Origin of the sequence: Pseudomonas sp. E45-MNA-CIBAN-0222, from assembly GCF_040310405.1 — a bacterium.
Classification (GTDB): domain Bacteria; phylum Pseudomonadota; class Gammaproteobacteria; order Pseudomonadales; family Pseudomonadaceae; genus Stutzerimonas; species Stutzerimonas stutzeri_AC.
Genome location: NZ_JBEOPU010000008.1, coordinates 150,637 through 174,560, shown reverse-complemented (window position 1 = coordinate 174,560; position 23,924 = coordinate 150,637). Strand labels below are relative to the sequence as shown.

18 protein-coding genes and 1 tRNA gene are annotated in these 23,924 nt (G+C 59.8%); 11 read left to right on the top strand and 8 right to left on the bottom strand.

The window, feature by feature from the left end:
- Nucleotides 1–9: 9 nt before the first annotated feature.
- From AAEZ08_RS13970 to queA, 6 genes are all read right to left on the bottom strand, one after another.
- Nucleotides 10–543, bottom strand: a complete 534-nt coding sequence (locus tag AAEZ08_RS13970) for a glycine zipper 2TM domain-containing protein (protein ID WP_500124566.1) — start codon at nt 541–543, stop codon at nt 10–12.
- 78 nt (nt 544–621) lie between these two features.
- Nucleotides 622–1,533 (bottom strand): protein translocase subunit SecF, encoded by a 912-nt coding sequence (gene secF, locus AAEZ08_RS13965; protein WP_181067163.1) that lies wholly within the window; start codon nt 1,531–1,533, stop codon nt 622–624.
- Between the two features lie 12 nt (nt 1,534–1,545).
- A complete protein-coding gene (secD, locus tag AAEZ08_RS13960) occupies nt 1,546–3,414 on the bottom strand; it encodes a protein translocase subunit SecD (protein WP_102820212.1) in 1,869 nt (622 codons plus the stop codon).
- Nucleotides 3,415–3,478: 64 nt separating this feature from the next.
- The gene (gene yajC, locus AAEZ08_RS13955) at nt 3,479–3,808 is read right to left on the bottom strand and encodes a preprotein translocase subunit YajC (RefSeq protein ID WP_003284677.1); all 330 of its coding nucleotides are present in this window, start codon (nt 3,806–3,808) and stop codon (nt 3,479–3,481) included.
- A gap of 42 nt (nt 3,809–3,850) precedes the next feature.
- Nucleotides 3,851–4,966, bottom strand: a complete 1,116-nt coding sequence (tgt, locus tag AAEZ08_RS13950) for a tRNA guanosine(34) transglycosylase Tgt (RefSeq protein ID WP_500124593.1) — start codon at nt 4,964–4,966, stop codon at nt 3,851–3,853.
- A 14-nt stretch (nt 4,967–4,980) separates the two neighbouring features.
- Entirely contained in the window at nt 4,981–6,030 is a 1,050-nt protein-coding gene (gene queA / locus AAEZ08_RS13945; protein ID WP_102820213.1) for a tRNA preQ1(34) S-adenosylmethionine ribosyltransferase-isomerase QueA, read from the bottom strand.
- Between the two features lie 113 nt (nt 6,031–6,143).
- On the opposite strand from queA, the gene AAEZ08_RS13940 reads away from it, so the two are divergent.
- From AAEZ08_RS13940 to AAEZ08_RS13930, 3 genes are all read left to right on the top strand, one after another.
- A tRNA-Leu gene (locus AAEZ08_RS13940) sits at nt 6,144–6,230 on the top strand.
- A gap of 483 nt (nt 6,231–6,713) precedes the next feature.
- Nucleotides 6,714–6,926 carry a cold-shock protein gene (locus AAEZ08_RS13935; protein ID WP_003284681.1) on the top strand — a complete coding sequence of 71 codons (213 nt, stop codon included), beginning with the start codon at nt 6,714–6,716 and terminating at the stop codon, nt 6,924–6,926.
- Nucleotides 6,927–7,023: 97 nt separating this feature from the next.
- The gene (locus AAEZ08_RS13930) at nt 7,024–7,521 is read left to right on the top strand and encodes an RDD family protein (protein ID WP_102820214.1); all 498 of its coding nucleotides are present in this window, start codon (nt 7,024–7,026) and stop codon (nt 7,519–7,521) included.
- 71 nt (nt 7,522–7,592) lie between these two features.
- On the opposite strand, the gene lptG is transcribed toward AAEZ08_RS13930, so the two are convergent.
- Nucleotides 7,593–8,654 carry an LPS export ABC transporter permease LptG gene (lptG, locus tag AAEZ08_RS13925; protein WP_500124565.1) on the bottom strand — a complete coding sequence of 354 codons (1,062 nt, stop codon included), beginning with the start codon at nt 8,652–8,654 and terminating at the stop codon, nt 7,593–7,595.
- Nucleotides 8,647–9,768 carry an LPS export ABC transporter permease LptF gene (gene lptF, locus AAEZ08_RS13920; protein WP_181067159.1) on the bottom strand — a complete coding sequence of 374 codons (1,122 nt, stop codon included), beginning with the start codon at nt 9,766–9,768 and terminating at the stop codon, nt 8,647–8,649. Before lptF ends, lptG begins: the two co-directional genes overlap by 8 nt.
- A 268-nt stretch (nt 9,769–10,036) precedes the next feature.
- On the opposite strand from lptF, the gene AAEZ08_RS13915 reads away from it, so the two are divergent.
- From AAEZ08_RS13915 to AAEZ08_RS13880, 8 genes are all read left to right on the top strand, one after another.
- Nucleotides 10,037–11,524, top strand: coding sequence for a leucyl aminopeptidase (locus AAEZ08_RS13915; RefSeq protein WP_500124564.1), 1,488 nt, complete (start codon nt 10,037–10,039; stop codon nt 11,522–11,524).
- Between the two features lie 75 nt (nt 11,525–11,599).
- Nucleotides 11,600–12,019 (top strand): DNA polymerase III subunit chi, encoded by a 420-nt coding sequence (locus tag AAEZ08_RS13910; RefSeq protein ID WP_058065250.1) that lies wholly within the window; start codon nt 11,600–11,602, stop codon nt 12,017–12,019.
- Between the two features lie 72 nt (nt 12,020–12,091).
- The gene (locus AAEZ08_RS13905; protein ID WP_058065249.1) at nt 12,092–12,472 is read left to right on the top strand and encodes a hypothetical protein; all 381 of its coding nucleotides are present in this window, start codon (nt 12,092–12,094) and stop codon (nt 12,470–12,472) included.
- Between the two features lie 116 nt (nt 12,473–12,588).
- A complete protein-coding gene (locus AAEZ08_RS13900) occupies nt 12,589–15,423 on the top strand; it encodes a valine--tRNA ligase (RefSeq protein WP_500124563.1) in 2,835 nt (944 codons plus the stop codon).
- Nucleotides 15,424–15,476: 53 nt separating this feature from the next.
- Entirely contained in the window at nt 15,477–16,913 is a 1,437-nt protein-coding gene (locus tag AAEZ08_RS13895; protein WP_500124562.1) for a DUF3375 domain-containing protein, read from the top strand.
- Nucleotides 16,914–16,920: 7 nt separating this feature from the next.
- Nucleotides 16,921–17,526, top strand: a complete 606-nt coding sequence (locus AAEZ08_RS13890) for a DUF4194 domain-containing protein (RefSeq protein ID WP_500124561.1) — start codon at nt 16,921–16,923, stop codon at nt 17,524–17,526.
- The gene (locus AAEZ08_RS13885; protein ID WP_500124560.1) at nt 17,523–20,906 is read left to right on the top strand and encodes an ATP-binding protein; all 3,384 of its coding nucleotides are present in this window, start codon (nt 17,523–17,525) and stop codon (nt 20,904–20,906) included. The genes AAEZ08_RS13890 and AAEZ08_RS13885 overlap by 4 nt, the downstream gene beginning before the upstream one ends.
- Before the next feature lie 105 nt (nt 20,907–21,011).
- Complete coding sequence (locus AAEZ08_RS13880; RefSeq protein ID WP_500124559.1) at nt 21,012–23,882, top strand: SNF2-related protein; 2,871 nt, start codon at nt 21,012–21,014, stop codon at nt 23,880–23,882.
- Nucleotides 23,883–23,924 lie beyond the last annotated feature (42 nt).

Sequence of the window (23,924 nt, the reverse complement as noted above, 5' to 3'; positions counted from 1 at the left end):
GGCTTACGCTTAGTGCTGCGAAAGCATCAGCTGGCCATCCTGCACAGGAATCTGGCTACCCGGGTCGCGATCCATCTGTACACGACCCACCTTGCCAGCGAGATCATATTTCACGTCATAACCGACAATCTTGTCATGCGTATCGGTTACGGTACTGCAACGCGTTTCGGTGGTGGTGTAGGTACTGCTGGCCTGCATCTTCCCCTGCACCTGATTACCGGCGTAACCACCGCCAACCGCCCCCGCAACCGTCGCAATCTTCTTGCCGTTACCTCCGCCTACCTGATTACCAAGCAGACCACCGACTACCGCACCAACTGCGGTTCCGGCTATGCGATGCTGATCCTGCACTGGCTTCTGGCGAGTTACCGTGACGTCCTTGCACACCTCACGAGGCGTTTTGATCGTTTCCTTAATTGGCTCAACCGCCAGAACCTCGGCAAATTTAGGCCCGCGATCAACCAGACTATAAGTAGCGAAAGCGCCGCCAGCCGTGGCAACAACCACTCCTAGTGCCGTACCGACCAACATGGACTTATTCACTGCGACATCCTCTTCCTAAGGGCTTAGCCCGTTCCACAGCCTTGGACAGCCAAAGGCTGTGGAAGTTTCAGAGAGACATCAGGGGCGCTCATCGACCTCTTCTTCCACCACTGGCGGAATCAGATCATCACGCGTGAGCTTGAGCCAGACAAGCAGCATGCCTGCAACATAAACCGAAGAGTAAGTACCGGCACCGACACCGATCAGCAGCGCCAACGAGAATCCCCACAGATTCTCGCCACCGAAGACCATCAGCGATCCAACTGCGAGCAACGTGGAGACCGATGTCGCTACGGTACGCAATAGCGTTTGCGTAGTGGAAATATTGATATTTTCCAACAGCTCAGCTTTGCGTAGCAGGCGAAAGTTCTCTCGGATTCGGTCAAAGATGACAATCGTGTCGTTCAACGAGTAGCCAATGACCGCCAACACCGCCGCCAGCACGGTGAGATCGAACGATATCTGGAAGAAGGAAAACACCCCCAGAACCAGAATCACATCGTGAAATAGCGAAAGCACTGCACCGAAGCCGAACTTCCACTGAAAGCGGAACGCCACGTAAACGAGGATCCCACCCAGCGCGAGCAACATCCCGAGCCCACCCTGATCGCGCAACTCCTCACCTACCGCAGGGCCGACAAACTCGACTCGTTTGACACTAACGGAGTTACCGCTATCGGCACTGCGCAATGCTTCGGCGACGCGCTCGCCTAGCTGCGGATCATCGCCTGGCATTCGCACCAGCACATCGGTAGTCGCACCGAAGCTCTGCACAACTGCATCGGAAAAACCCGAACTCACAAGCTGCCCACGCACCTGCTCAAGCTCTACCGGGCGTTCGTAGCCCAGTTCGATCAGTGTACCCCCAGTGAAGTCCAGCCCGAAGTTGAGCCCTTTGACGACCAGACTTGCCAGCGAAGCGACCGTCAACAGCACAGTAAGGGCAAAGGCCAAGTGGCGAACGCCCATGAAATTGATTACGCGTTTCATCGTGCTAGCCCCTTAAATCCACAGCTTCTTGAGATCGCGGCCACCGTAGATCAGATTGACCATGGCTCGCGTCACGATGATTGCGGTAAACATCGACGTCAGAATGCCGATCGACAGGGTGACCGCAAAGCCCTTGATCGGGCCCGTCCCCATGGCGAACAGAATGCCGCCGACCAACAGAGTGGTCAGGTTACCGTCCACGATCGCCGAAAATGCCCTATCGAAGCCCTCGTGGATGGCACGCTGAACGGACATGCCATTGGCAATCTCTTCACGAATACGCGAGAAGATGAGCACGTTGGCATCCACCGCCATACCCATGGTCAGCACGATGCCAGCGATACCAGGCAAGGTCAGCGTGGCATTGAGCATCGACATCAGAGCGGTCAGCACAACCATATTGAAGAGCAGTGCGATCGTCGCGAGCACACCGAAAAACTTGTAGATCAGCACCATGAAAATGGCGACGAAAAGGAAGCCCCACATCGCAGCCTGTACGCCAAGCTTGATGTTCTCTGCCCCCAGGCTCGGGCCGATGGTGCGCTCTTCGGCGAAGTACATCGGGGCCGCCAAGCCACCCGCGCGCAACAGCAGCGCCAGTTCGGACGACTCACCCTGACCATCAAGCCCGGTGATACGGAACTGACTACCCAGCGGCGACTGGATGGTTGCCAAACTGATGATCTTCTTCTCTTCCTGGAAGGTTTCGACACGCACTTCCTGCTCTACGCCGTCGACTGTTTGGCGCACGTAGCGAGTCATGGGCCGCTGCTCGATGAAGATCACCGCCATACTGCGACCCACGTTGTTACGCGTGGCGCGATTCATTAGATCGCCGCCGTGACCATCGAGGCGGATATTGACTTGCGGACGGCCGTTCTCATCGTAGCTGGCCTGCGCGTCGGTCACCTGATCGCCGGTGATGATCAGCGTACGCTCCAGCTGGACCGGCGGCCGCCCTTCCTCACGGAAACCGAAGGTTTCTGTTGAAGCACGCGAGGCATCGGACTCTGCCGCGAGACGGAACTCCAAGTTGGCGGTCTTGCCAAGAATGCGCTTGGCTTCGGCAGTATCCTGCACGCCGGGCAGCTCCACCACGATCCGGTTGGCACCCTGACGCTGCACCAGCGGTTCAGCTACACCCAACTCATTGACGCGATTACGCACCGTCGTCAGGTTCTGCTTGATCGAGTATTCGCGAATTTCAGCCAATTTAGCTTCGGTCAGCGTCAGGCGCAGCACGAACTGACCGTTACGCTCGCTGGTGGTCAATTCGAAATCGGTGAAGTTTTTGCGAATGACCGACTGAGCAGTGCTTAGGGTTTCCTGATCGGCAAAGCCCAGCTGCACGGCATCCTTCAGGTTCGGCAGGCTGCGGTAGCGCACGCGCTCCTTGCGCAGCAGGCTCTTGACCTCGCCTTCGGAGACATTCAAACGTGTTTCGATTGCCTTCTCCATGTCGACTTCCAACAGGAAGTGGACGCCACCGGAGAGGTCCAGACCAAGCTTCATGGGGCTGGCGCCGAGATTACGCAACCAGTCGGGAGTAGTCGGAGCCAGATTGAGCGCTACGACATACGCGTCGCCAAGCGCACGCCGGACGATATCTTTTGCCGGCAACTGATCATCCTGACGCTCGAGACGCACCAGGCCACCGCGGCCCTGCTCGTCCAGAGAAGCAGACTTGACCGCGATACCGCCATCCACCAGCGCTTTGCTGATGCGTTCGAGGTCCGCAGCACCGATTTCCTGGGCCGTGCTAGCGCCGGTCACCTGGATCGCCGGATCGTCCGGATAGAGGTTGGGAGCCGAATAAACAAAGGCAATCGCAAGCACTGCCAGAATCAGCAGGTATTTCCAGAGAGGGAATCTATTGAGCATGACGCAGCCCGTTTAATGAACGCGGGGCGCCTTGCGCGCCCCGTCGGTGTTGAATGAAGTCAGCTCAGATGGCTTTCAGTGTGCCCTTGGGCAACGTAGCGGCAATTGCCACTTTCTGAAACTTCAGCTCAACGTTGTCGGAAACTTCGATAACAACGAAGTCATCAGCGACTTTGGTGACCTTGCCAGCGATGCCGCCTGAGGTAACGACTTCATCGCCCTTCTGCAGGCCGCCGATCAGGTTCTTGTGCTCTTTCGCACGCTTGGACTGGGGGCGCCAGATCATCAGATAGAAAATGACCAGAAAACCGACCAGAAAGACCCACTCAAAACCAGTACCGGCAGGACCAGCAGCAGCCTCCTGGGCATAGGCGGCGGGAATCAGAAAGCTCATGTAGCACTCCTGTTGCAGAAAGGATTGTTTTGCTCTGGCACGTCACGCAAGCGGCGGGGTTGGCAGACCGCGCTTGGCATAAAAGGCGTCGACAAAGGACGCCAATGTACCTTGTTGGATGGCGTCGCGTAAACCAGCCATCACCCGCTGGTAATGCCGCAGGTTATGTATGGTATTCAACATGCTACCCAGCATTTCGCCGCATTTATCCAGATGGTGGAGATAGGCGCGAGAGAAGTGTTTGCAGGTGTAACAGTCACAACTAGGATCAAGCGGAGAGTCGTCATGCTTGTGCACTGCATTGCGAATCTTCACCACTCCAGTATCGGTAAACAGGTGCCCATTGCGCGCATTTCGCGTTGGCATCACGCAGTCGAACATATCGACGCCACGCCGCACGCCCTCGACCAGATCCTCCGGCTTGCCGACCCCCATCAGATACCGAGGCTTCTCAGCAGGCATTTGCTGCGGCAGAAAATCCAGCACGCGGATCATTTCCTCTTTGGGCTCACCTACCGACAAACCGCCGATCGCCAACCCGTCAAAACCGATCTCACAGAGGCCCTCGAGCGAACGCATGCGCAGCGATTCGTGCATGCCCCCCTGAACAATTCCGAATAACGCTGCCGGGCTGTCGCCATGGGCGGCTTTCGAGCGTTTCGCCCAGTGCAGCGACAGCTCCATCGAGCGCCGCGCCACCTCTTCATCGGCAGGATAAGGCGTGCACTCATCGAAGATCATCACAATGTCGGAACCTAGGTCGCGCTGGACCTGCATCGACTCTTCCGGCCCCATGAATACCTTGGCACCATCTACCGGAGAGGCGAAGTAGACGCCCTCCTCCTTGATCTTGCGCATCGCGCCCAGGCTAAACACCTGGAAGCCACCCGAATCCGTGAGAATTGGCCCCTGCCACTGCATGAAGTCATGCAAATCGCCGTGGCGCTTGATCACCTCTGTTCCTGGGCGCAACCACAGATGAAAGGTGTTGCCGAGAATGATCTGCGCACCAATGGCCTCCACATCGCGCGGCAACATGCCCTTGACGGTACCGTAGGTACCCACCGGCATGAACGCTGGGGTCTCGACAGTGCCACGCGGAAAGGTCAGACGCCCGCGGCGGGCCTTGCCATCAGTGGCAAGCAGCTCGAAAGACATATGGCAGGAGCGAGTCATTGTTTTTCCTCGGGGCCGCGCGGCGCGGGGTTGCGGGTGATGAACATGGCATCGCCGTAACTAAAAAAGCGATAGCGCTGCGATACGGCCTCGGCGTAAGCCGCCATGGTTTCTGGGTAACCGGCAAAGGCCGACACCAGCATCAGCAGCGTGGATTCAGGCAGATGGAAATTAGTGACCAGAGCGTCCACCACATGAAAGGTCTTGCCCGGGTATATAAAAATGTCGGTATCGCCACTGAACGGCTTGAGCTGACCATCACGCGCCGCCGTCTCCAGTGAGCGCACGCTGGTGGTGCCTACGGCAATAACGCGGCCACCACGTGCGCGACAAGCAGTCACCGCGTCGACAACACCCTGATCCACCTCCAGCCACTCACGATGCATGTGATGCTCTTCGATACGCTCGACGCGTACTGGCTGGAAAGTACCGGCGCCGACATGAAGAGTGACGTAAGCCGTTTCCACCCTCGCTTCGCGCAGCGCCTCCAGCATAGCCTTATCGAAGTGCAGTCCCGCCGTAGGTGCCGCCACGGCGCCCGCGCGCTGAGCATATACGGTCTGGTAACGCTCACGATCGGCAGCATCGTCAGGTCTGTCTATATAAGGAGGCAATGGCATATGCCCGATACGCTCGAGCAGCGGAAGTACATCCTCATCGAACTCGAGCTCGAACAGCGCATCATGTCGAGCGACCATTTCGGCCTCACCACCGCCATCCAGCAGAATCTTCGAGCCGCTCCTGGGCGACTTGCTCGAGCGGATATGCGCCAGAACACTGCGAGACCCAAGCACGCGCTCGACAAGAATTTCCAGCTTGCCACCGGTTGCCTTCTGGCCAAATAGCCGGGCTGGAATGACGCGAGTATTGTTGAAGACCATTAGATCGCCAGGGCGAACGTACTCCAACAGATTGGCAAAGTTGCGGTGCGCGAGCCTGCCGGTTTCGCCATCAAGCACCAGCAAACGGCTTGCGCGCCGCTCCTCAAGGGGATGTCGTGCGATCAAAGCGTCGGGAAGCTGGAAGGAAAAGTCGGCGACTTGCATGGATCCGAAATCAGGGCGCGGAAAGGGCGCAAATCTTATCCGAAAGACGTCGATCTGGCCACGCCAAACGATTGACCGCCGAGCATTGCATCCCTATACTGCGCCGCCACTGTGCCTCGATGGCGGAATCGGTAGACGCAGCGGATTCAAAATCCGCCGTTGGTAACAACGTGAGAGTTCGAGTCTCTCTCGAGGCACCATCAGTGAATCGCTATAACGCAGCTGGCCTGCGCGCTCAGAGTCCAGAGCTGGACCAGCAGCAAAGTAGCGAAGCTTCAAACAGCGTAACGCTGTGCGCACCCACCGAAAAACGTGGAGCTGCAGCACAGACAGCAAGACATCTGCTTTCACCGCTCCCCCGCTGACTGCCATCCGATATGTGCAGCTGCGTTGTGGCATTGACGGCTCCGCGCTGCGGACTAAAGCCAGTCAGACCACTTCAAAAATCGCCGAAACGGCGTCGCCTGGACAGGCAAATTCTATGGCTCCGAGGGGTTGGCATTCCCTGGCGAGTTATCGTAGAGTGTGCCCACTGTGTTTGCATGGGTCGCTGTTGAATCGTGACCTGGTGCAGTAGATCTTCAGATCCGCTACTCCGCTCGACTCTCTTACTCCTTGCAACCAGTTACAGCTTCCTGCAATGCAGGGGCAATTCTACTTTTGAGTTTCAAGGATACAAAGACATGTCGAATCGTCAGAACGGTACCGTCAAGTGGTTTAACGACGAAAAAGGTTTTGGTTTCATCACTCCTGAGAGCGGTCCGGATCTGTTCGTGCACTTCCGCGCGATCGAAGGTAACGGCTTCAAGAGCCTGAAAGAAGGCCAGAAAGTTAGCTTCGTTGCAGTGCAAGGTCAAAAGGGCATGCAGGCTGACCAGGTTCAAATCCAGGAATAAGCCCCGCTCCGAGAAGCCCCTGATGGCAACATCAGGGGCTTTTTTATGCGCGTAATTCCGTAGAATGCGCCACCCCGCACAACGATCGAGACATGCAATGCGCAGACACCTGCTGAGCCCGCAGGGCCAATTTCCCGCCGCCGGGCTGATTCGCCGACTTGCGGCCATGTTCTACGACAGCCTGCTATGCATCGCCCTGATGATGGTGGTGACACTGCTCTACCAACAGGTGCTGCTGCGCCTGCTATACGGCAGCGGCCAGCTGCAATTACTCGCCGAAGCAGGCCGCCTGGACATCGACCCGCTGCTCTCGACCTTGCTGCTGTTCAGCGTTTTCGGCTTTTTCGCGAAATTCTGGACCCACACCGGCCAGACACTAGGAATGCAGGTATGGGGCATTCGCATCCAGAATGCCGATGGGACAGCCATCGACCTATGGCAAGCGCTGCTGCGCTTCCTGATCGCACTCGTATCCTTGATCTGCCTTGGCCTGGGCTATTGGTGGATCCTAGTGGACAAGCAAAAACGCACATGGCACGACATCTATTCTGAAAGCCAAGCCATCCAGCTACCGAAAAACATCCACAAGAAATAACGCAGAAATCGCCAGCGCCGAGCAACTGCCAGCGCCGCCGCTCATTACGCCCGCAACCAAGGCCCGCTGCGTCACCCCGCTCGACGCAGCAGCCAGACACCGATCAACGCACATACCGCAGCCGGCAGCACTACAGCCAACAACGGCGAGAAACCAAATACCTGGCTTGCCGGACCCAGCAGGTCCTGGATGATGCGGAACACGAAGCCAACTACCACTCCAGTGAAGATGCGCTGCCCAAGCGTGACCGAACGCAGCGGCCCGAAGATGAATGAGATTGCCAGCAGAACCAGCGCTACAGTAACCGCCGGCTGCAGAACCTTGTTCCAGAATGCCAGCCAATAGCGCCCGTTATTCAACCCCTGCTCGTCCAGATAATGGATATAACGCCATAGACCGGTGATCGATAGCGACTCCGGCTCCATTACTACCGTTCCAAGCAGCTGCGGCGTCAATTGAACATCCCAGCGCTCCTCCGCAGCACGCAGTACCTCGGTGTGGTCGCCACGAAAATGCGTGGTCGATATGTTCTGCAGTTGCCAGTAATCACCCTGGTAGCTGGCGCGACGGGCAAAGCTGGAGGAGAGCAAGCGCCGCTCTTCATCGAAGCGATAACGCGTCACACCGACCAACACCCCTCCCGGCTGTACCGCATTGACGTGCACGAACTCGTTTTCCTGCCGGTGCCACAGACCGCGCTTGCTGCTTTGCGCCTCGCCCGCACCCTGTGCCAATGAACGTCGGGCCTGAGCGAGATCTTCGCTCCAAGGCGCCACGTATTCGCCGATCAGAATGCCCGCGACAAGCAGCACCAACATGGGCTTCATCACGGCCAGCACGATTCGGCCCAGGGAGACCCCAGCTGCGCGCATGATGGTCAACTCGCTGCTGCTGGCCAGCGTACCAAGGCCGATCAGACAACCTATCAACGCAGCCATGGGGAGCATTTCGTACAGCCGGCGCGGCGATGTCAGCAGGACATATTGCAGGACGTCGCCCAGACCATAACTGCCCTCGACATCACCCAGCTCGTCGATGAAAGCAAACAGCAGGGCCAACCCGACAATAATGCCGAGCACGCTGAGGATGGCGAGAAAGACCTGAACGCCAATGTATCGATCGAGCTTAACCACGAGCCACCTCCGGCTGCGAGCGAGGCTTCTTCATTCGCAACCTGATCGGCTCCCAGAAGAGCATCAGCAAGCCGATACAGAGGAATAGCCCGTGCACCCACCAAAGCCCTAAGGTCAACGGAATGCGTCCCTTGTCCATGGCACCACGAACCGCGATCAGCATGGCGAGGTACGTCATATAAAGCAGAATTGCCGGCAGCAGCTTGAGAAAGCGCCCCTGCCGCGGATTCACCTTCGCTAGCGGCACAGCAAGCACCGTAACGACGAAAACCAGCAGCGGTAACGAGAGCCGCCACTGCAGCTCGGTCTGGTGGCGAACATTATCGCTACCCATCAACTCTCGGGTTGGCAGCGCCTCACGCTCGCTCAGCTCCATGCTGACTTCCGGCTTGGGAAGCAACACCCCATAGGTGTCGTATTGAATCGCCCGGTAATCCGCCTGGCCAGGATTGCCATCGTAGCGATAGCCATTTTCCAGTATCAGGTAACGGCTGCCGTCAGGCTGAATCTCCTGACGACCACTTTCAGCTACCAATACCGACAAGCCACTCTCCTTGCCAGTCTGACGCGAGACGTTGGTTTCGGAAATGAATACACCGCCCAGCTCGCTGCGATCTCCCGACAGTTCACGGGTGTAAGTCACCCGTGAGCCCCCACGCAGAGTCTGGAAACGGCCCGGCACCAGGGTATCGAATTCGGTCAGTGAGTCTTGCTGATTGAGGATGCGGTCCACCTCGGCGATTCCCTGTGGGGCGAGCCCGAGGCTCAGCCAGCCAACGACGGCTGCGACCAGTGCTGCAGGCGCCAAACTGTATACCAGCAGACGACGCTGGCTCATGCCGGTCGCCGACAGCACGGTCATCTCGCTTTCCAGATAGAGGCGCCCGTAGGCCAACAGAATGCCGAGAAACAAGCCGAGCGGCAGGATCAACTGTAGGAAACCTGGCAGACGGAAACCCATGATCAGCAGCAGCACACCTGGGTCGAGCACACCCTGCGCGGCCTGGGCCAGATATTTGATGAAACGGCCGCTCATGATGATCACCAACAGTACGGCGCTGACGGCGCTCATGGTGACAAGCAGCTCTCGGGACAGGTAACGAAAGACGATCAAACCAGACACTCCAGGGTTGTCAGGCTCTGGCGGCAACGCTCAAACTAGCCGCCAGTTGCCGGCCCGCCGTAGCAGACCGTTGGAAATAGGTAATGACGCACCGGCCGGACGCGAATGTTCGCGCCGGAGCAATCGATGGAAAGCACAGTCGATTGCAACGTTTCTAGCCTAGCGCAGTCGTTAGCAACGACCGAGCAGGCCTCGCACCGGAAAAATAAGCCCGGCATTATCCTGCAAACCCGACTCTTTGTCTTGGGGACACCACGTCATGGAATTTGTTGTCAAAAGCGCCAAAGCCTCCACCCAGAAGACCGCCACCCTGATTCTTCCACTGGCTGAGGGCTGCATCCTCGGCAGCGTTGCCGAGAGCGTCGACGCCGCCAGCGGCGGCGCGCTCAGTACCGTGCTTAAGCGTGGTGACATTCAAGGCAAGTCGGGACAGACACTGCTACTGCACAGCCTGCCCGGGCTCAAGGCCGAACGCGTACTACTGGTCGGCATCGGCAAGGCGGACGACCTAGACAGTCGTCAATGGCGCAAGGTGGTCAATGCCGCACTGGCTGTGATCAAGAACCTCGGCGGCGGCGACGCGTCTTTTGCCATGCAGGACGTGCAGGTCAAGGGCCGCGACAGCTACGCACGCACTCGCCTGCTGGTGGAGATCGTCGCCGACGGCCAGTACGTGTTCGACAGCTTCAAGAGCAAGAAAGCCGAACCGCGTGCGCTGCAGAAGATCATCCTGCTCTGCGACAAGGCCGAACAGCCAGGCATCGAGCGGGCTGCACGCGAAGCCTCAGCGATCGCCACGGGCATGGCCTTCACTCGCGACCTTGGCAATCTGCCACCGAACGTTTGCCACCCAAACTATCTGGCCGACCAGGCCAAGCAGCTGGGCAAGGCCTACAAGGGCCTGAAGGTCGAGGTGCTCGACGAGAAGAAACTGCGTGATCTGGGCGCTGGCGCTTTTCTCGCTGTATCTCAGGGCAGCGATCAGCCGGGCTGCATCATCGTCATGCAATACAACGGCGGCAAGAAGGGTGAAAAGCCGTATGCCCTGGTAGGCAAAGGCATCACCTTCGACACCGGGGGCATCAGCCTAAAGCCCGGCCAGGGCATGGACGAGATGAAGTACGACATGGGCGGTGCCGCCAGCGTGTTCGGCACTCTCAAGGCCGTCCTCGAGCTGCAGCTGCCGATCAATCTGATCTGCCTGCTGGCTTGCGCCGAAAACATGCCTAGCGGAGGCGCTACCCGCCCAGGGGACATCGTCACCACAATGAGCGGTCAGACCGTGGAAATCCTCAACACCGACGCCGAAGGCCGTCTCGTGCTGTGCGACACGCTGACCTATGCCGAACGCTTCGAGCCCCGCGCAGTGATCGACGTGGCAACTCTGACCGGGGCCTGCATAGTCGCCTTGGGCAGCAATACCTCGGGGCTGCTGGGCAACAACGACGAGCTCATCCAGCAGCTGCTGCAGGCCGGCGAGAGCGCTGCCGACCGCGCTTGGCAACTACCGTTGTTCGACGAATATCAGGAGCAGCTGGACAGCCCCTTCGCGGATATTGCCAACATCGGTGGGCCCAAAGCCGGCACCATCACCGCGGCCTGCTTCCTCTCGCGCTTCACCAAGAAGTACGCCTGGGCGCATCTGGATATCGCTGGTACCGCCTGGACCAGTGGCGGCAAGGAGAAAGGCGCTACCGGCCGCCCAGTGCCGCTCCTGACCCAATACCTGCTGGACCGGACCAACTGAGATGCGTGCGGTCGCCTCGCATGCACCCCGCGACCGGAGCAGCGTAAGGCTGCGCGGCCGTCGTGAGGCGCGCCTATGAAGCGCATCGAGTTCTACGTACTTCCGGATGCCAACCCGCTCGGCCGTCTACGGGCGGCCTGCCAGCTGGCCGCCAAAGGCTGGCAGCACGGCATGCAGGTATTCATCCGCTGCGTCGATGAAACGCAATCGAACCAGCTCGACGAACTGCTCTGGAGTTTTCGCGCCGAGCGTTTCGTTCCCCATGAGCAGCACGCCGACAACCCGCAGGCACCGGTGGTTATAGGACTTGAGCAGCCCCCCCAGACCACGCAGGGCCTGTTGATCAACCTGGCGCCGACGCTTTGCGCTCACATCGACCAGTTCAGTCGGGTCATCGAGATCGTCAATCAGGAGCCGCAACTATTAACCGCCTGCCGGGAGAATTTCCGCCTGTATCGACGCCAAGGCTATGATCCGCAAAGGGTCGAGCTCTAGGACCTTTTTCTTTTCGATAGCTAGGGACAAACCCTGCGGCCGCCTGGATGCGCAAGCCCCCGGAATTCTGAGATGACACCGAAAGCCCCGAACAAACCCACCGAGCTGCTGAGCGACCTCGAGTCCATTCGCGCACTGCTCGGCGACGACTTTCCCGACACTCCGCCAGCCAGCAACGCGCTTGACCCGGACAGCATTCCATTGCTCTCCGACATCGTAGAACAGCAGCCTGTCGAGAAGCTCGACACCGACAACGATGATGGACCGCGCGAACCCGCCGTACGTGCAGCCTTTCGCACTCTGGCCGAACGACATATGGATCACGAGCTGCGCACCGCAGCCAACTTGATCCTGCAGGAAGTAATCGACGATTTCGTGCCGCAAATTGAAGCGGAGCTAAAGCGACGTCTGGAAAGCCGGATCGAACGCCTGGTTCGCACGCCGCGGCCCTGACCAGATACTCCTGCCGGCGCTTATCCGCAGTTAATCCACACAGCCGCAAAACCTTGCGGCTGTTTGCCTTTATACTTGCCCGTTTTTCCGACCAGCCGTTTTAAGGGTCCCGCCGCATGGACAAGACCTACCAGCCGCACGCCATCGAGACTTCCTGGTACCAGACCTGGGAATCGAACAACTATTTCGCCCCGCAAGGTTCCGGCGAGCCCTACACCATCATGATTCCGCCGCCGAACGTTACCGGCAGCCTGCACATGGGTCACGGCTTCAACAACGCCATCATGGATGCGCTGATTCGCTGGCGCCGCATGCAGGGCCGCAACACCCTATGGCAACCAGGCACCGACCATGCGGGTATCGCCACGCAGATGGTGGTTGAGCGCCAACTGGCCGCTCAGGGCGCCAGCCGTCACGATCTGGGGCGTGAGAAGTTTCTCGACAAGGTCTGGCAGTGGAAGGAAGAATCCGGCGGCACCATCACCCGGCAGATCCGTCGCCTGGGCTCCTCGGTGGACTGGTCGCGCGAACGCTTCACCATGGACGACGGCCTGTCCGAAGCGGTCAAGGAAGCCTTCGTACGGTTGCATGAAGACGGCCTGATCTACCGCGGCAAGCGTCTGGTCAACTGGGATACCAAATTGCACACCGCCATTTCCGACCTGGAAGTGGAGAACCACGACGAAAAGGGTCACCTCTGGCACCTGCGCTACCCGCTGGCCGATGGATGCAAGACCGCAGATGGCCTGGATTACCTGGTCGTCGCCACTACCCGCCCGGAAACCATGCTCGGTGACGCCGCTATCGCGGTGCACCCGGAAGACGAGCGCTACAAGAGCCTGATCGGCCGCCACGTCATGCTGCCGCTGGTCAACCGCCTGATCCCCATCGTTGCCGACGACTACGTCGACCTCGAGTTCGGCACCGGCTGCGTGAAGATCACCCCGGCGCACGACTTCAACGACTATGAAGTCGGCAAGCGTCATCACCTGCCGCTGATCAACATCTTCGACCAGAACGCCTGCATCCTGGCCCGTGCCCAGGTGTTCAACATCGATGGTTCGGTTAACGACAAAATCGACGCCAGCCTGCCGGACGGCTACGCGCATATGGACCGCTTCGATGCGCGCAAAGCCATCGTTGCCGAATTCGAAGCCATGAGCCTGCTCGAAAAGATCGACGACCATGCATTGAAGGTTCCGCGCGGCGATCGCTCCGGCACCATCATCGAGCCGTGGCTGACGGATCAGTGGTACGTCTCTACCAAGCCGCTGGCCGAGAAGGCCATCGCCGCCGTCGAAAGTGGCGAGATCCAGTTCGTTCCCAAGCAGTACGAGAACATGTACTTCAGCTGGATGCGCGACATTCAGGACTGGTGCATCAGCCGCCAGCTCTGGTGGGGGCATCGCATCCCAGCCTGGTACGACGAAGCCGGCAATGTCTATGTTGGCCGCGATGAGGTAGAGGTGCGCAGCAAGTACAACCTCTGCAACAACGTCGAACTGCGTCAGGACGAAGACGTGCTGGACACCTGGTTCAGCTCTGGACTGTGGACCTTCTCCACCCTTGGCTGGCCGCAGCAGACCGAGTTCCTCAAGACCTTCCACCCCACCGACGTGCTGGTTACCGGCTTCGACATCATCTTCTTCTGGGTTGCCCGGATGATCATGCTGTCCACCCACCTGACTGGGCAGATTCCGTTCAAGACCGTGTATGTGCACGGCTTGGTACGCGATGGCCAGGGGCAGAAGATGTCCAAGTCCAAGGGCAACGTGCTCGACCCGCTGGACATCGTCGATGGCATCACCCTCGATGAGCTACTGACCAAGCGCACCAGCGGCATGATGCAACCCAAGCTCGCCGAGAAGATCGCCAAGCAGACCCGCGCCGAATTCCCCGAAGGTATCGCCAGCTACGGTACCGACGCCCTGCGCTTCACCTTCTGCTCGCTGGCCTCCACCGGTCGTGACATCAAGTTCGACATGGGTCGCGTCGAGGGATATCGCAACTTCTGCAACAAGCTGTGGAACGCCGCCAACTTCGTCTTCGAGAACACCGAGGGCAAGGACACGGGCATCGATGACGCGCCCGTCGAATTGTCCTCCGTGGACCGCTGGATCATCTCCGCGCTGCAACGCACCGAAGCCGAAGTGACCCGCCAGCTGGAAAACTTCCGTTTCGATCTGGCAGCGCAAGCCTTGTACGAGTTTGTCTGGGACGAGTACTGCGCCTGGTACCTGGAGCTGGTCAAGCCACTGCTGTGGGACGAGACTGCATCCGCCGAACGCCAGCGCGGCACCCGCCGCACCCTGGTACGCGTACTGGAGACTGCGCTGCGCCTGGCGCACCCGTTCATGCCGTTCATCACCGAAGAAATCTGGCAACGCGTTGCGCCGCTGGCCGGCAAGTCCGGCCCTACGCTGATGCTGCAACCCTGGCCGGAATTCGATCCGTCGCGTTTCGATGAAGCGGCCGAAGGCGACATCGAGTGGGTCAAGGCCTTCATGCTCGGCATCCGCCAGATTCGCGGCGAAATGAACATTTCCATGGCCAAGCGCATCGACGTAGTGCTGGGCAATGCCTCGGCATCCGACCTGCGCCGCCTTGCGGAAAACGAGCCGCTACTGAAGAAACTGGCCAAGCTGGATAACGTTCGCAGCCTCACCGCTGGCGAAGAAGCGCCGCTGTCGGCCATTGCCCTGGTCGGTGACATGCAGGTACTGGTACCCATGGCCGGACTGATCGACAAGGATGCCGAACTGGCGCGTCTGGACAAGGAGATCGCCCGCCTCGATGGCGAAGTCAAACGCATTGGCGGCAAACTCGGCAACGCTGGTTTCGTCGACAAGGCGCCTGCCGACGTCATCGACAAGGAGCGTGCGAAACTGGCCGAAGCCGAACAAGCGAAAGTCAACTTGGTAGCGCAGCGCGAGCGCATCGCCGGGTTGTAACCAAAGCCGACCGCAACGACTACCCATCGTTGCGGTCTCGCTCAGGGAACAAAATGGACTATCAGCAGCTCACCGCCCTGCGCCAGCACCATCCTGCCTGGCGACTGCTGCGCGCCGATCATGCGCCATTAATCGTCAGCTTTCTCGAACGTGTCTTCGTCACGCCCAACCGGCGCAATCTGGATGAGCACACACTGGCATCCCTGCTCGATGACCAGCTCTATGCGTTGCACCAGCAGCTCGGTGAAGAAGCCTTTCCACGCAGCGCTGCCACCTACCTCGACGACTGGGCCGGCAATGCCAATGGCTGGTTGCGCAAATACTATCCAGACGACAGCGATGAAGCACACTACGAGCTGACCGCGGCCACGGAAAAAGTCATCGAATGGCTGGCCAGCTTGGGCAAGCGCCAGTTCGTCGGCACCGAATCACGCCTGCTGGCGATTTTCGATCTACTCCGGCAAGTGGTCGAAGGTAGCGAAAGCGACCCCCAGGCGCGCATCGCCGAACTGGAAAAGCGCAAGGCCGAGCTGGACGCCGAGATCGCTCGCATCAAGGCCGGCCAACTGGAATTGATGGACGAGACACGGGTACGCGAGCGCTTTCTCGAAGTCAGCGCCAGCGCCCGCAGCCTGCTTGCCGACTTCCGCGAGGTGGAGCAGAACTTCCGTGACCTGGACCGTGGGGTGCGGGAACGCATCGCTACCTGGGAAGGCGGCAAGGGCGAATTGCTGGGGGAGATCTTCGGCAAGCGTGACGCCATCGGCGACTCCGATCAGGGCCGCAGCTTTCGCGCCTTCTGGGAGTTCCTGATGTCGCCGTCACGCCAGGAAGAGCTGTCTAGCCTGCTGCACAAGGTATTCGACCTGGCGCCGGTACAGAGCCTGGAGCCGGATCGCCGCCTGCTGCGCATGCACTATGATTGGCTGGAAGCCGGTGAAACAGCCCAGCGCACCGTGGCACGCTTGTCCGAGCAGTTGCGCCGCTACCTGGACGACCAGGCCTGGCTGGAAAACAAGCGCATCATGCAGTTGCTGCGCGGCATCGAAAGCCAGGCTCTGAGCCTGCGTGCCCAACCGCCGAGCACCGAGCTGATCGGGGTGGATGACACCCGGGTCGACCTCAACCTGCCGCTGGACCGCCCCTTGTACAGCCCGCCGTTGAAACCACACATCGATACGCAGATCCTGCTCGAAGGCCAAACCGATAGTGATACCGATGCGCTGTTCAACCAGACTCATATCGACAAGGCTCGCCTGCTCGCCAACCTGCGCCTGATGTTGCGCCAGCAGCCGCGCATCAGCCTCGGTGAACTGTTGCAGCACCACCCATTGGAACAGGGCCTGGCTGAACTGATCGTCTGGCTGGAGCTGGCCAGCACCGACCGGCGCAGCGCCTTCGATGAGCAGCAGACGCAACTGATAAGCTGGCTTGACGCCGCAAGCCAGCAACGCCGCGCCAGCATCCCCCTGATCGTTTTCAGCCAGTGAGTCCGCCATGACCGACACCGCCGCGCCCGATCTGTCCCTGCTGCTGATCACCCTGTTCAAGGGTGTGCTCTACCACGAGGACGACGCCCAGGCCTGGCAGAACCTGATCGACCAGCAGGCCGCGGTGCGTGACTACCTGCTCCTGCTGGGCCTGGAGCTGATCCTTGACGAGGCCGAAGGCTATGCCTATCTGCGCCAGCAGCAGAATGTAGGCACCGATGACGACAAGGCCGCCATACCCCGGCTGATTTCCCGCCGCCAATTGAGTTATCCAGTCAGCCTGCTGCTGGCACTGCTGCGCAAACGCCTGGCCGAGTTCGATGCGACCAGCGGCGATGCGCGGCTGATATTGTCACGAGCGCAACTGGTCGACCTGCTGCGCCTGTTCCTGCCCGACGGCAGCAACGAAGCCCGACTGATCGATCGTATCGACAGCCATATCGGCAAGGTGGTCGAACTCGGCTTCCTGCGCAAACTGCGCAGTCAGCAGGAGGCACTGTACGAGGTGCGGCGCATCCTCAAGGCCTTTATCGACGCACAGTGGCTCAATGAGTTCGATCAGCGGCTGGGGGAATATGCCGCGCAACGCCAGGATGAGAGAGAAGAATCATGAACGAACCCCAGCTCGACTTCGCCGCCAGTGACGAACGCGCTGGCTTTCGCCTGCATGACATAGGGGTATACAACTGGGGCACCTTCAACCAGCGTGTATGGCGCTTTCCCATCGGTGGCGACAACGCCTTGCTGACCGGCGATATCGGCTCCGGCAAATCCACACTGGTCGATGCCATCACCACCCTGCTGGTGCCGGCACAGAAGATCGCCTACAACAAGGCCGCTGGCGCCGAGGCGCGGGAACGTACCCTTCGCTCCTATGTGCTCGGCTACTACAAGTCCGAACGCAGTGAAGCCGGCGTCAACGCCAAACCGGTGGCCCTGCGCGACCACAATAGCTACTCGGTGATCCTCGGCCACTTCTACAACGAGGGCTACGACCAGCACGTCACCCTAGCCCAGGTGTTCTACATCACCGAAAGCCGTGGCCAGCCGGACCGTTTCTATGTCGTCGCCGACCGCGCCTTGACCATCACCGAGCACTTCGCCCACTTCGGCAGCGACCTCAACGCCCTGCGCAAGCGTCTCCGGGAGTTGCCGGGAGTGACCCTGGAAACCAGTTTCCCGGCCTACAGCGCTGCCTTTCGCCGACGCTTCGGCATCGACAACGACCAGGCCCTGGAGCTGTTCAGCCAGACCGTGTCGATGAAGTCGGTGGGCAACCTCACCGACTTCGTCCGTGAACACATGCTCGAAGAGTTCCCGGTGGAGGAGCGCATCCAGGCGCTGATCCGCCACTTCGACGACCTCAACCGCGCCCACGAGGCGGTACTCACCGCCAAACGGCAGATCGCCCTGCTGCAACCGCTGGTGGAAAACTGCGAGCGCCACGCCCTGGAGTCCGCCGAGGAGAGCGCTCTGGTCGCCTGCCGCGAAGCGCTGACGCCATGGTTCGCCGGGCTCAAGGTCGAGTTGCTGGACAGGCGCCTGGGCAACCTCGCCCAGGATATCGCCCGCCAGCAGGAACAGCAGCGCAGCCTGCAGGAACGCCAGCAACAGGGCCAGTCGCGGCGCGACGAACTCAACCGCGCGATTGCCCAGAACGGCGGCGACCGCCTGGCCGCCATCAAGGAGGACATCGCCCGCCTGGAGGCCGACCAGCAACGCCGCCGACATGCCGCCGAGCGCTATGACGCCCTGGCCGAAAAACTGGAGCTGCCGCTGGCCAGCGGCGCCGAGCCGTTCCTGGCCAATCGACGGGCGCTGGCGGAATTGCAAGAATCGTGCGACGAACAACGTGCCCAGGCGAAGAACGACGAACGCGAACAGGACTTCGCCTTTCGCGGCCTGAACGAGCAATACCGCGACATCGACACCGAACTCGCCTCCCTGCGTAACCGCCGCTCCAACCTGCCGGAGCGCGTGCTGAAAATCCGCCAGAACCTCTGCCAGGCGCTGGAACTGGAGGAAAGCGAGCTGCCCTTCGTCGGTGAACTGCTTCAGGTACGCGAGGACGAACGCGACTGGGAAGGCGTGGCCGAGCGCCTGCTGCACAACTTCGGCCTGTCGCTACTGGTGCCGGATGCACTCTACGGTCAGGTCGCGCAATGGGTCGAGCAGACCCATCTGGGTGATCGCCTGGTGTACTTCAGGGTCCGCGAACGCCGCGCCCAGCCCCCCGGAGATACCCACGTCGATTCACTGGTTCGCAAACTGCTGATCAAGCCCGACACACCCTTCTACGACTGGCTGGAAAGCGAGCTGGCGCGGCGTTTCGACTACGCCTGCTGCGCCTCGCTGGAGCAGTTCCGCCGCGAGGAGAAGGCCGTCACCCGTGCCGGGCAAGTCAAGTCCGGTCAGGAGCGTCACGAGAAGGATGACCGCCGCCGACTGAACGACCGCACCCAGTACATCCTCGGCTGGAGCAACGAGCAGAAGATCACCGCCCTGGAAAAACAGGCCAAAGACCTGCAAGTGCGCATCCAGCAGTACGCCGTCCAGTTGGCCGAGCTGCAACAGCGACAGCGTACCCTCGACGAACGCCTCGGTCTGCTCGCGCAACTATCGGTATTCGACAGCTTCCAGGAACTGGACTGGAAACCTCTGCAAGGGCAGATCCACGCCCTGGAACAGGAACGCCGGCAACTGGAGGCCGAATCCGACACCCTGCGCACCCTGCAGGAACAACTGCGGCAACTGGAAAGCGATCTGCGCAGCCTGCGCGACGCGCTGGACGAGAAGAACCGCGAACAGGCGAGGACCGAGCAGAAACAGGAAGACGCCCAACTGGCCGCCGACGATGCCCGCGCCCAGTACCAGGCCGCCACGCCCGAGCAGCAGGCGCGCTTCGCCGACCTGCTAGCGCTGCGCGAGCAGGCCTTGGGCGAACATACGCTGACGGTGGAATCCTGCATCAATCGCGAATCGGAAATGCGCAGCTGGCTGCAGGCGAAGATCAATGCGGTGATCAAGCGCCTGGAACGCCTGAGCCAGAACATCGTCCAGGCAATGAGCGACTACCGCAACGCCTACCCCCTGGAAACCCGGGACGTGGACGCCAGCGTCAAAGCCGCCGGCGACTACCGAGCCATGCTCGCCAGCCTGGAGCAGGATGGCCTGCCGCAGTTCGAGCAGCGCTTCAAGGCCATGCTCAACGAGAACATCATCAACGAGATCGCCAATTTCCAGAGCCACCTGCGCCGCGAGGAGCTGGACATCCGTGAGCGCATCGAACAGATCAACCAGTCGCTGCACGAGATCGACTACAACCCCGGTCGGCTGATCCAGCTCGAAGCCCAGGGCAGCGGCGACGGCGATATCGGCGAATTCCGCAACCAGCTCAAGGCCTGCACCGAGGGCAGCCTGTCCGGCAGCCAGGACGAGCAGTACGCCGAAAGCAAGTTTCTCGAAGTGCGCAAGATCATCGAAAAATTCCGTGGACGCGAGGGCAGCAGCGACGCCGACCGGCGCTGGACGCGCAAGGTCTGCGACGTGCGCAACTGGTTCGCCTTCTCCGCCTCGGAACGCTGGCGCGAGGACGGCAGCGAACACGAACATTACAGCGATTCCGGCGGCAAGTCCGGCGGGCAAAAGGAAAAACTCGCCTACACCGTGCTAGCCGCCAGCCTGGCCTACCGCTTCGGCCTGGAATGGGGCGCCACCCGCTCGCGCTCGTTCCGCTTCGTGGTGATCGACGAGGCCTTCGGTCGCGGCTCCGACGAATCGGCGCGCTATGGTCTGGAACTGTTCAAGAAGCTCAACCTGCAACTGCTGATCGTCACCCCGTTGCAGAAGATCCATATCATCGAACCCTATGTCGCCAGTGTCGGTTTCGTGCACAACGATCAGGGCCGCGAGTCGATGCTGCGCTGCCTGAGCATCGAGGAATACCGCGAGCAGAAACAGGCACTGGCGGTGGAATCTGGAAAGCAGCCATGAAGAAGCGTATAGGCAAATCCAGGATCAGGCACCACGGCTGGAGATAGGGTGGCCCGATAGGCTCTGATAGAATCTCTGCCTTTGACGGGGCAAGGACGATAATCGATGCCGAATAGCCATTTGCTGACGCCTCACCAAAGCCAATACTACGCCTGGCAACTAACCCGCCAAGCCGCCAGCGGCAGCCTGGAATCACTGACTTCCTCTTTGGCTGGCTCGCAAATCCACCTGAACCCACACCAGATCGAAGCGGCACTCTTCGCTCGTAAGAATCCGCTGGCCAAAGGCGTGATCCTTGCAGACGAGGTCGGGCTGGGGAAAACCATCGAAGCCGGACTGGTCATCGCCCAATCCTGGGCGGAGCGCCGTCGGCGTATTCTAATCATTGCTCCAGCGAACCTACGCAAACAATGGCACCAGGAATTGCAGGACAAGTTCGGTATGCAGGGGCTGGTGCTCGAAGCCAAGAACTACAAGGCCTTGCGCCAGCAAGGCTTGAGCCCATTCGAAGTTACCGGCCCCATCATCTGCTCCTACCAGTTCGCCAAGAGCAAAGCCGACGACATCCACCAGATCAACTGGGATCTAGTAGTACTGGACGAAGCCCATCGCCTGCGCAATGTCTACAAGAAAGGCAACGTCATCGCCAGCGTCATTCGCGACTCACTCAAGCATGTCAAGGCCAAAGTCCTGCTCACCGCCACGCCTCTGCAGAACTCCCTGCTGGAACTGTACGGGCTGGTCAGCGTGATCGACGAGCATGTATTCGGTGACCTGGACAGTTTTCGCGTGCAATTCGGCCAAGGCAACCGTGAACAGGCCCTCGCCTCGCTACGGACTCGCCTCACCCCTGTTTGCAAACGCACATTACGACGCCAAGTGCAGCCTTACGTTTCCTACACCCAACGTATAGCCATCGTCGAAGAATTCACCCCATCGGCAGAAGAGCAGAAACTCTCCAAACTAGTTGCTGACTACCTGCAACGCCCCAATCTCAAGGCATTGCCGGACGGACAACGGCAACTGATCTCCTTGGTGTTGTGGAAACTGCTCGCCTCCTCCAGCAGGGCCATCGGTGGAGCCTTGGAAACCATGGCCAATCGCCTGCAAAAACTGCTCGACAATGCCCCAGAGATTCCGGAGCTAGTCGAAGAGCTGGATGAAGATTTCGAGGTACTCGACGAAACCGCCGAGGAATGGGGCGAAGAAGACTCGAACGATGCCCCAGAAAGCAGAACCGAGCGTGAAGCCCTGAGCAATGAAATCGCCGAGCTCCGACACTTCAAGGAGCTGGCCAGCAACATTCGCGATGACTCCAAGGGCCAAGCGCTGCTGACTGCCCTAGGCAAGGCCTTCGTCGAACTGGATCGGCTCCAGGCCCCCAAAAAAGCACTGATCTTCACCGAGTCGAAGCGCACCCAGGACTATCTGCTCGGCCTACTGGAAAGCACGCCCTATGGCGATGGTATCGTCCTGTTCAACGGCACCAACAACGATGCCCGCGCTCAAGCCATCTACAAGGCTTGGCTGAAAAAACACGAAGGCAGCGACAAGATAACCGGCTCCAAGACCGCTGACACTCGCGCCGCCCTGGTCGAACACTTCAAAGACAGCGGCACCGTGATGATCGCTACCGAAGCCGGAGCAGAAGGCATCAACCTGCAGTTCTGTTCCTTGGTGGTCAACTACGACTTGCCCTGGAACCCCCAGCGCATCGAACAGCGCATCGGTCGCTGCCATCGTTATGGTCAGAAACATGACGTGGTGGTGGTCAATTTCATCGACCAGAACAACCCGGCGGACAAGCGTGTCTACGAACTGCTGAGCGAAAAATTTCACCTTTTCGAAGGCGTCTTTGGTGCCAGCGACGAGGTGCTTGGCGCCATCGGCTCAGGCGTGGACTTCGAGCGGCGCATCGCCGATATCTACCGTAACTGTCGCAAGCCCGAAGACATCAAGGCCAGCTTCGAACAGTTGCAACTCGACCTGGCCGGTGAAATCAACGACGCCATGGTCAAGACCCGGCAAATGCTGCTGGAGAACTTCGATGAGGAGGTCCAGGCCAGACTGCGTACACAGGCAGATAACAGCAAAGAAGCTCTGGATCGCTTCGAGCAAATGTTGCTGTCCTTGAGCGAAACGGAACTCCAGCAACATGCCGACTTCGACGGTGACAATGGCTTCGACCTGCATAGCCTCCCCGGAGGCTCACAGGAAGAAATAGACCTGGGACGTTACGAACTGCCTCGCCATAGCGGCGACGCCCATCTCTACCGTCTGGGGCACCCACTGGCCGAATGGGTGATCCAGCAGGCCAAGGAGCGTGTACTCCCCGTCGCGCACCTGCGCTTCGACTACAACGCCCATGGCATGCCCGTCACCACCCTGCTGCCCTATCGCGGCCAGGGCGGCACTCTCAACGTCAAGCTGCTCAGCGTCGATGCACTGGGCCATCAACAACAGGAGTTGATCGTCTCCGCCGTTACCCATGACGGCCAGGCACTGCTCGAAGACGATCCGCAAAAACTCCTGCGCCTACCGGCTGAAATTCTGACTCATGCCGCCCACCCGGTGGATACAGGAGCCTGCGACGCAGACCTGACACAGCGCCAGCAAAAAGCCCTCGGCCTGATCGACCAACGCAACCTTGGTTTTTTTGAAGAGGAAGTCGCCAAGCTGGATGCCTGGGCCGACGACCTCAAGCTCGGCCTGGAGCAGGAAATCAAGGAAACCGATCGGGAAATCAAGGAAGTCCGGCGCACCGCCGCCACCGCACAGACCTTGGACGAGAAATTGCACTGGCAGAAACGCCAGCGCGAACTGGAAGGCACGCGCAACAAATTGCGCCGCGATCTGTTCAATCGCCAGGATGAAGTGGAGGAGCAGCGCAACGAGCTGATCGAACAACTGGAAACCCAGCTCAAACAGCAGGTTCAGGAACGCCCCCTATTCACCATCGGCTGGGAACTGGTATGAATAAGCCGTTCAGCAACTGTCCTCCCAATATTCTGGGGCTCG

Excerpts from the sequence above, each read along its gene's own strand:
- secF (WP_181067163.1), bottom strand. The coding sequence starts at position 1,533 with ATGAAACGCGTAATCAATTTCATGGGCGTTCGCCACTTGGCCTTTGCC.
- secD (WP_102820212.1), bottom strand. The coding sequence starts at position 3,414 with ATGCTCAATAGATTCCCTCTCTGGAAATACCTGCTGATTCTGGCAGTG.
- yajC (WP_003284677.1), bottom strand. The coding sequence starts at position 3,808 with ATGAGCTTTCTGATTCCCGCCGCCTATGCCCAGGAGGCTGCTGCTGGT.
- tgt (WP_500124593.1), bottom strand. The coding sequence starts at position 4,966 with ATGTCTTTCGAGCTGCTTGCCACTGATGGCAAGGCCCGCCGCGGGCGT.
- queA (WP_102820213.1), bottom strand. The coding sequence starts at position 6,030 with ATGCAAGTCGCCGACTTTTCCTTCCAGCTTCCCGACGCTTTGATCGCA.
- AAEZ08_RS13935 (WP_003284681.1), top strand. The coding sequence starts at position 6,714 with ATGTCGAATCGTCAGAACGGTACCGTCAAGTGGTTTAACGACGAAAAA.
- AAEZ08_RS13930 (WP_102820214.1), top strand. The coding sequence starts at position 7,024 with ATGCGCAGACACCTGCTGAGCCCGCAGGGCCAATTTCCCGCCGCCGGG.
- AAEZ08_RS13915 (WP_500124564.1), top strand. The coding sequence starts at position 10,037 with ATGGAATTTGTTGTCAAAAGCGCCAAAGCCTCCACCCAGAAGACCGCC.
- AAEZ08_RS13910 (WP_058065250.1), top strand. The coding sequence starts at position 11,600 with ATGAAGCGCATCGAGTTCTACGTACTTCCGGATGCCAACCCGCTCGGC.
- AAEZ08_RS13905 (WP_058065249.1), top strand. The coding sequence starts at position 12,092 with ATGACACCGAAAGCCCCGAACAAACCCACCGAGCTGCTGAGCGACCTC.
- AAEZ08_RS13900 (WP_500124563.1), top strand. The coding sequence starts at position 12,589 with ATGGACAAGACCTACCAGCCGCACGCCATCGAGACTTCCTGGTACCAG.
- AAEZ08_RS13895 (WP_500124562.1), top strand. The coding sequence starts at position 15,477 with ATGGACTATCAGCAGCTCACCGCCCTGCGCCAGCACCATCCTGCCTGG.
- AAEZ08_RS13890 (WP_500124561.1), top strand. The coding sequence starts at position 16,921 with ATGACCGACACCGCCGCGCCCGATCTGTCCCTGCTGCTGATCACCCTG.
- AAEZ08_RS13885 (WP_500124560.1), top strand. The coding sequence starts at position 17,523 with ATGAACGAACCCCAGCTCGACTTCGCCGCCAGTGACGAACGCGCTGGC.
- AAEZ08_RS13880 (WP_500124559.1), top strand. The coding sequence starts at position 21,012 with ATGCCGAATAGCCATTTGCTGACGCCTCACCAAAGCCAATACTACGCC.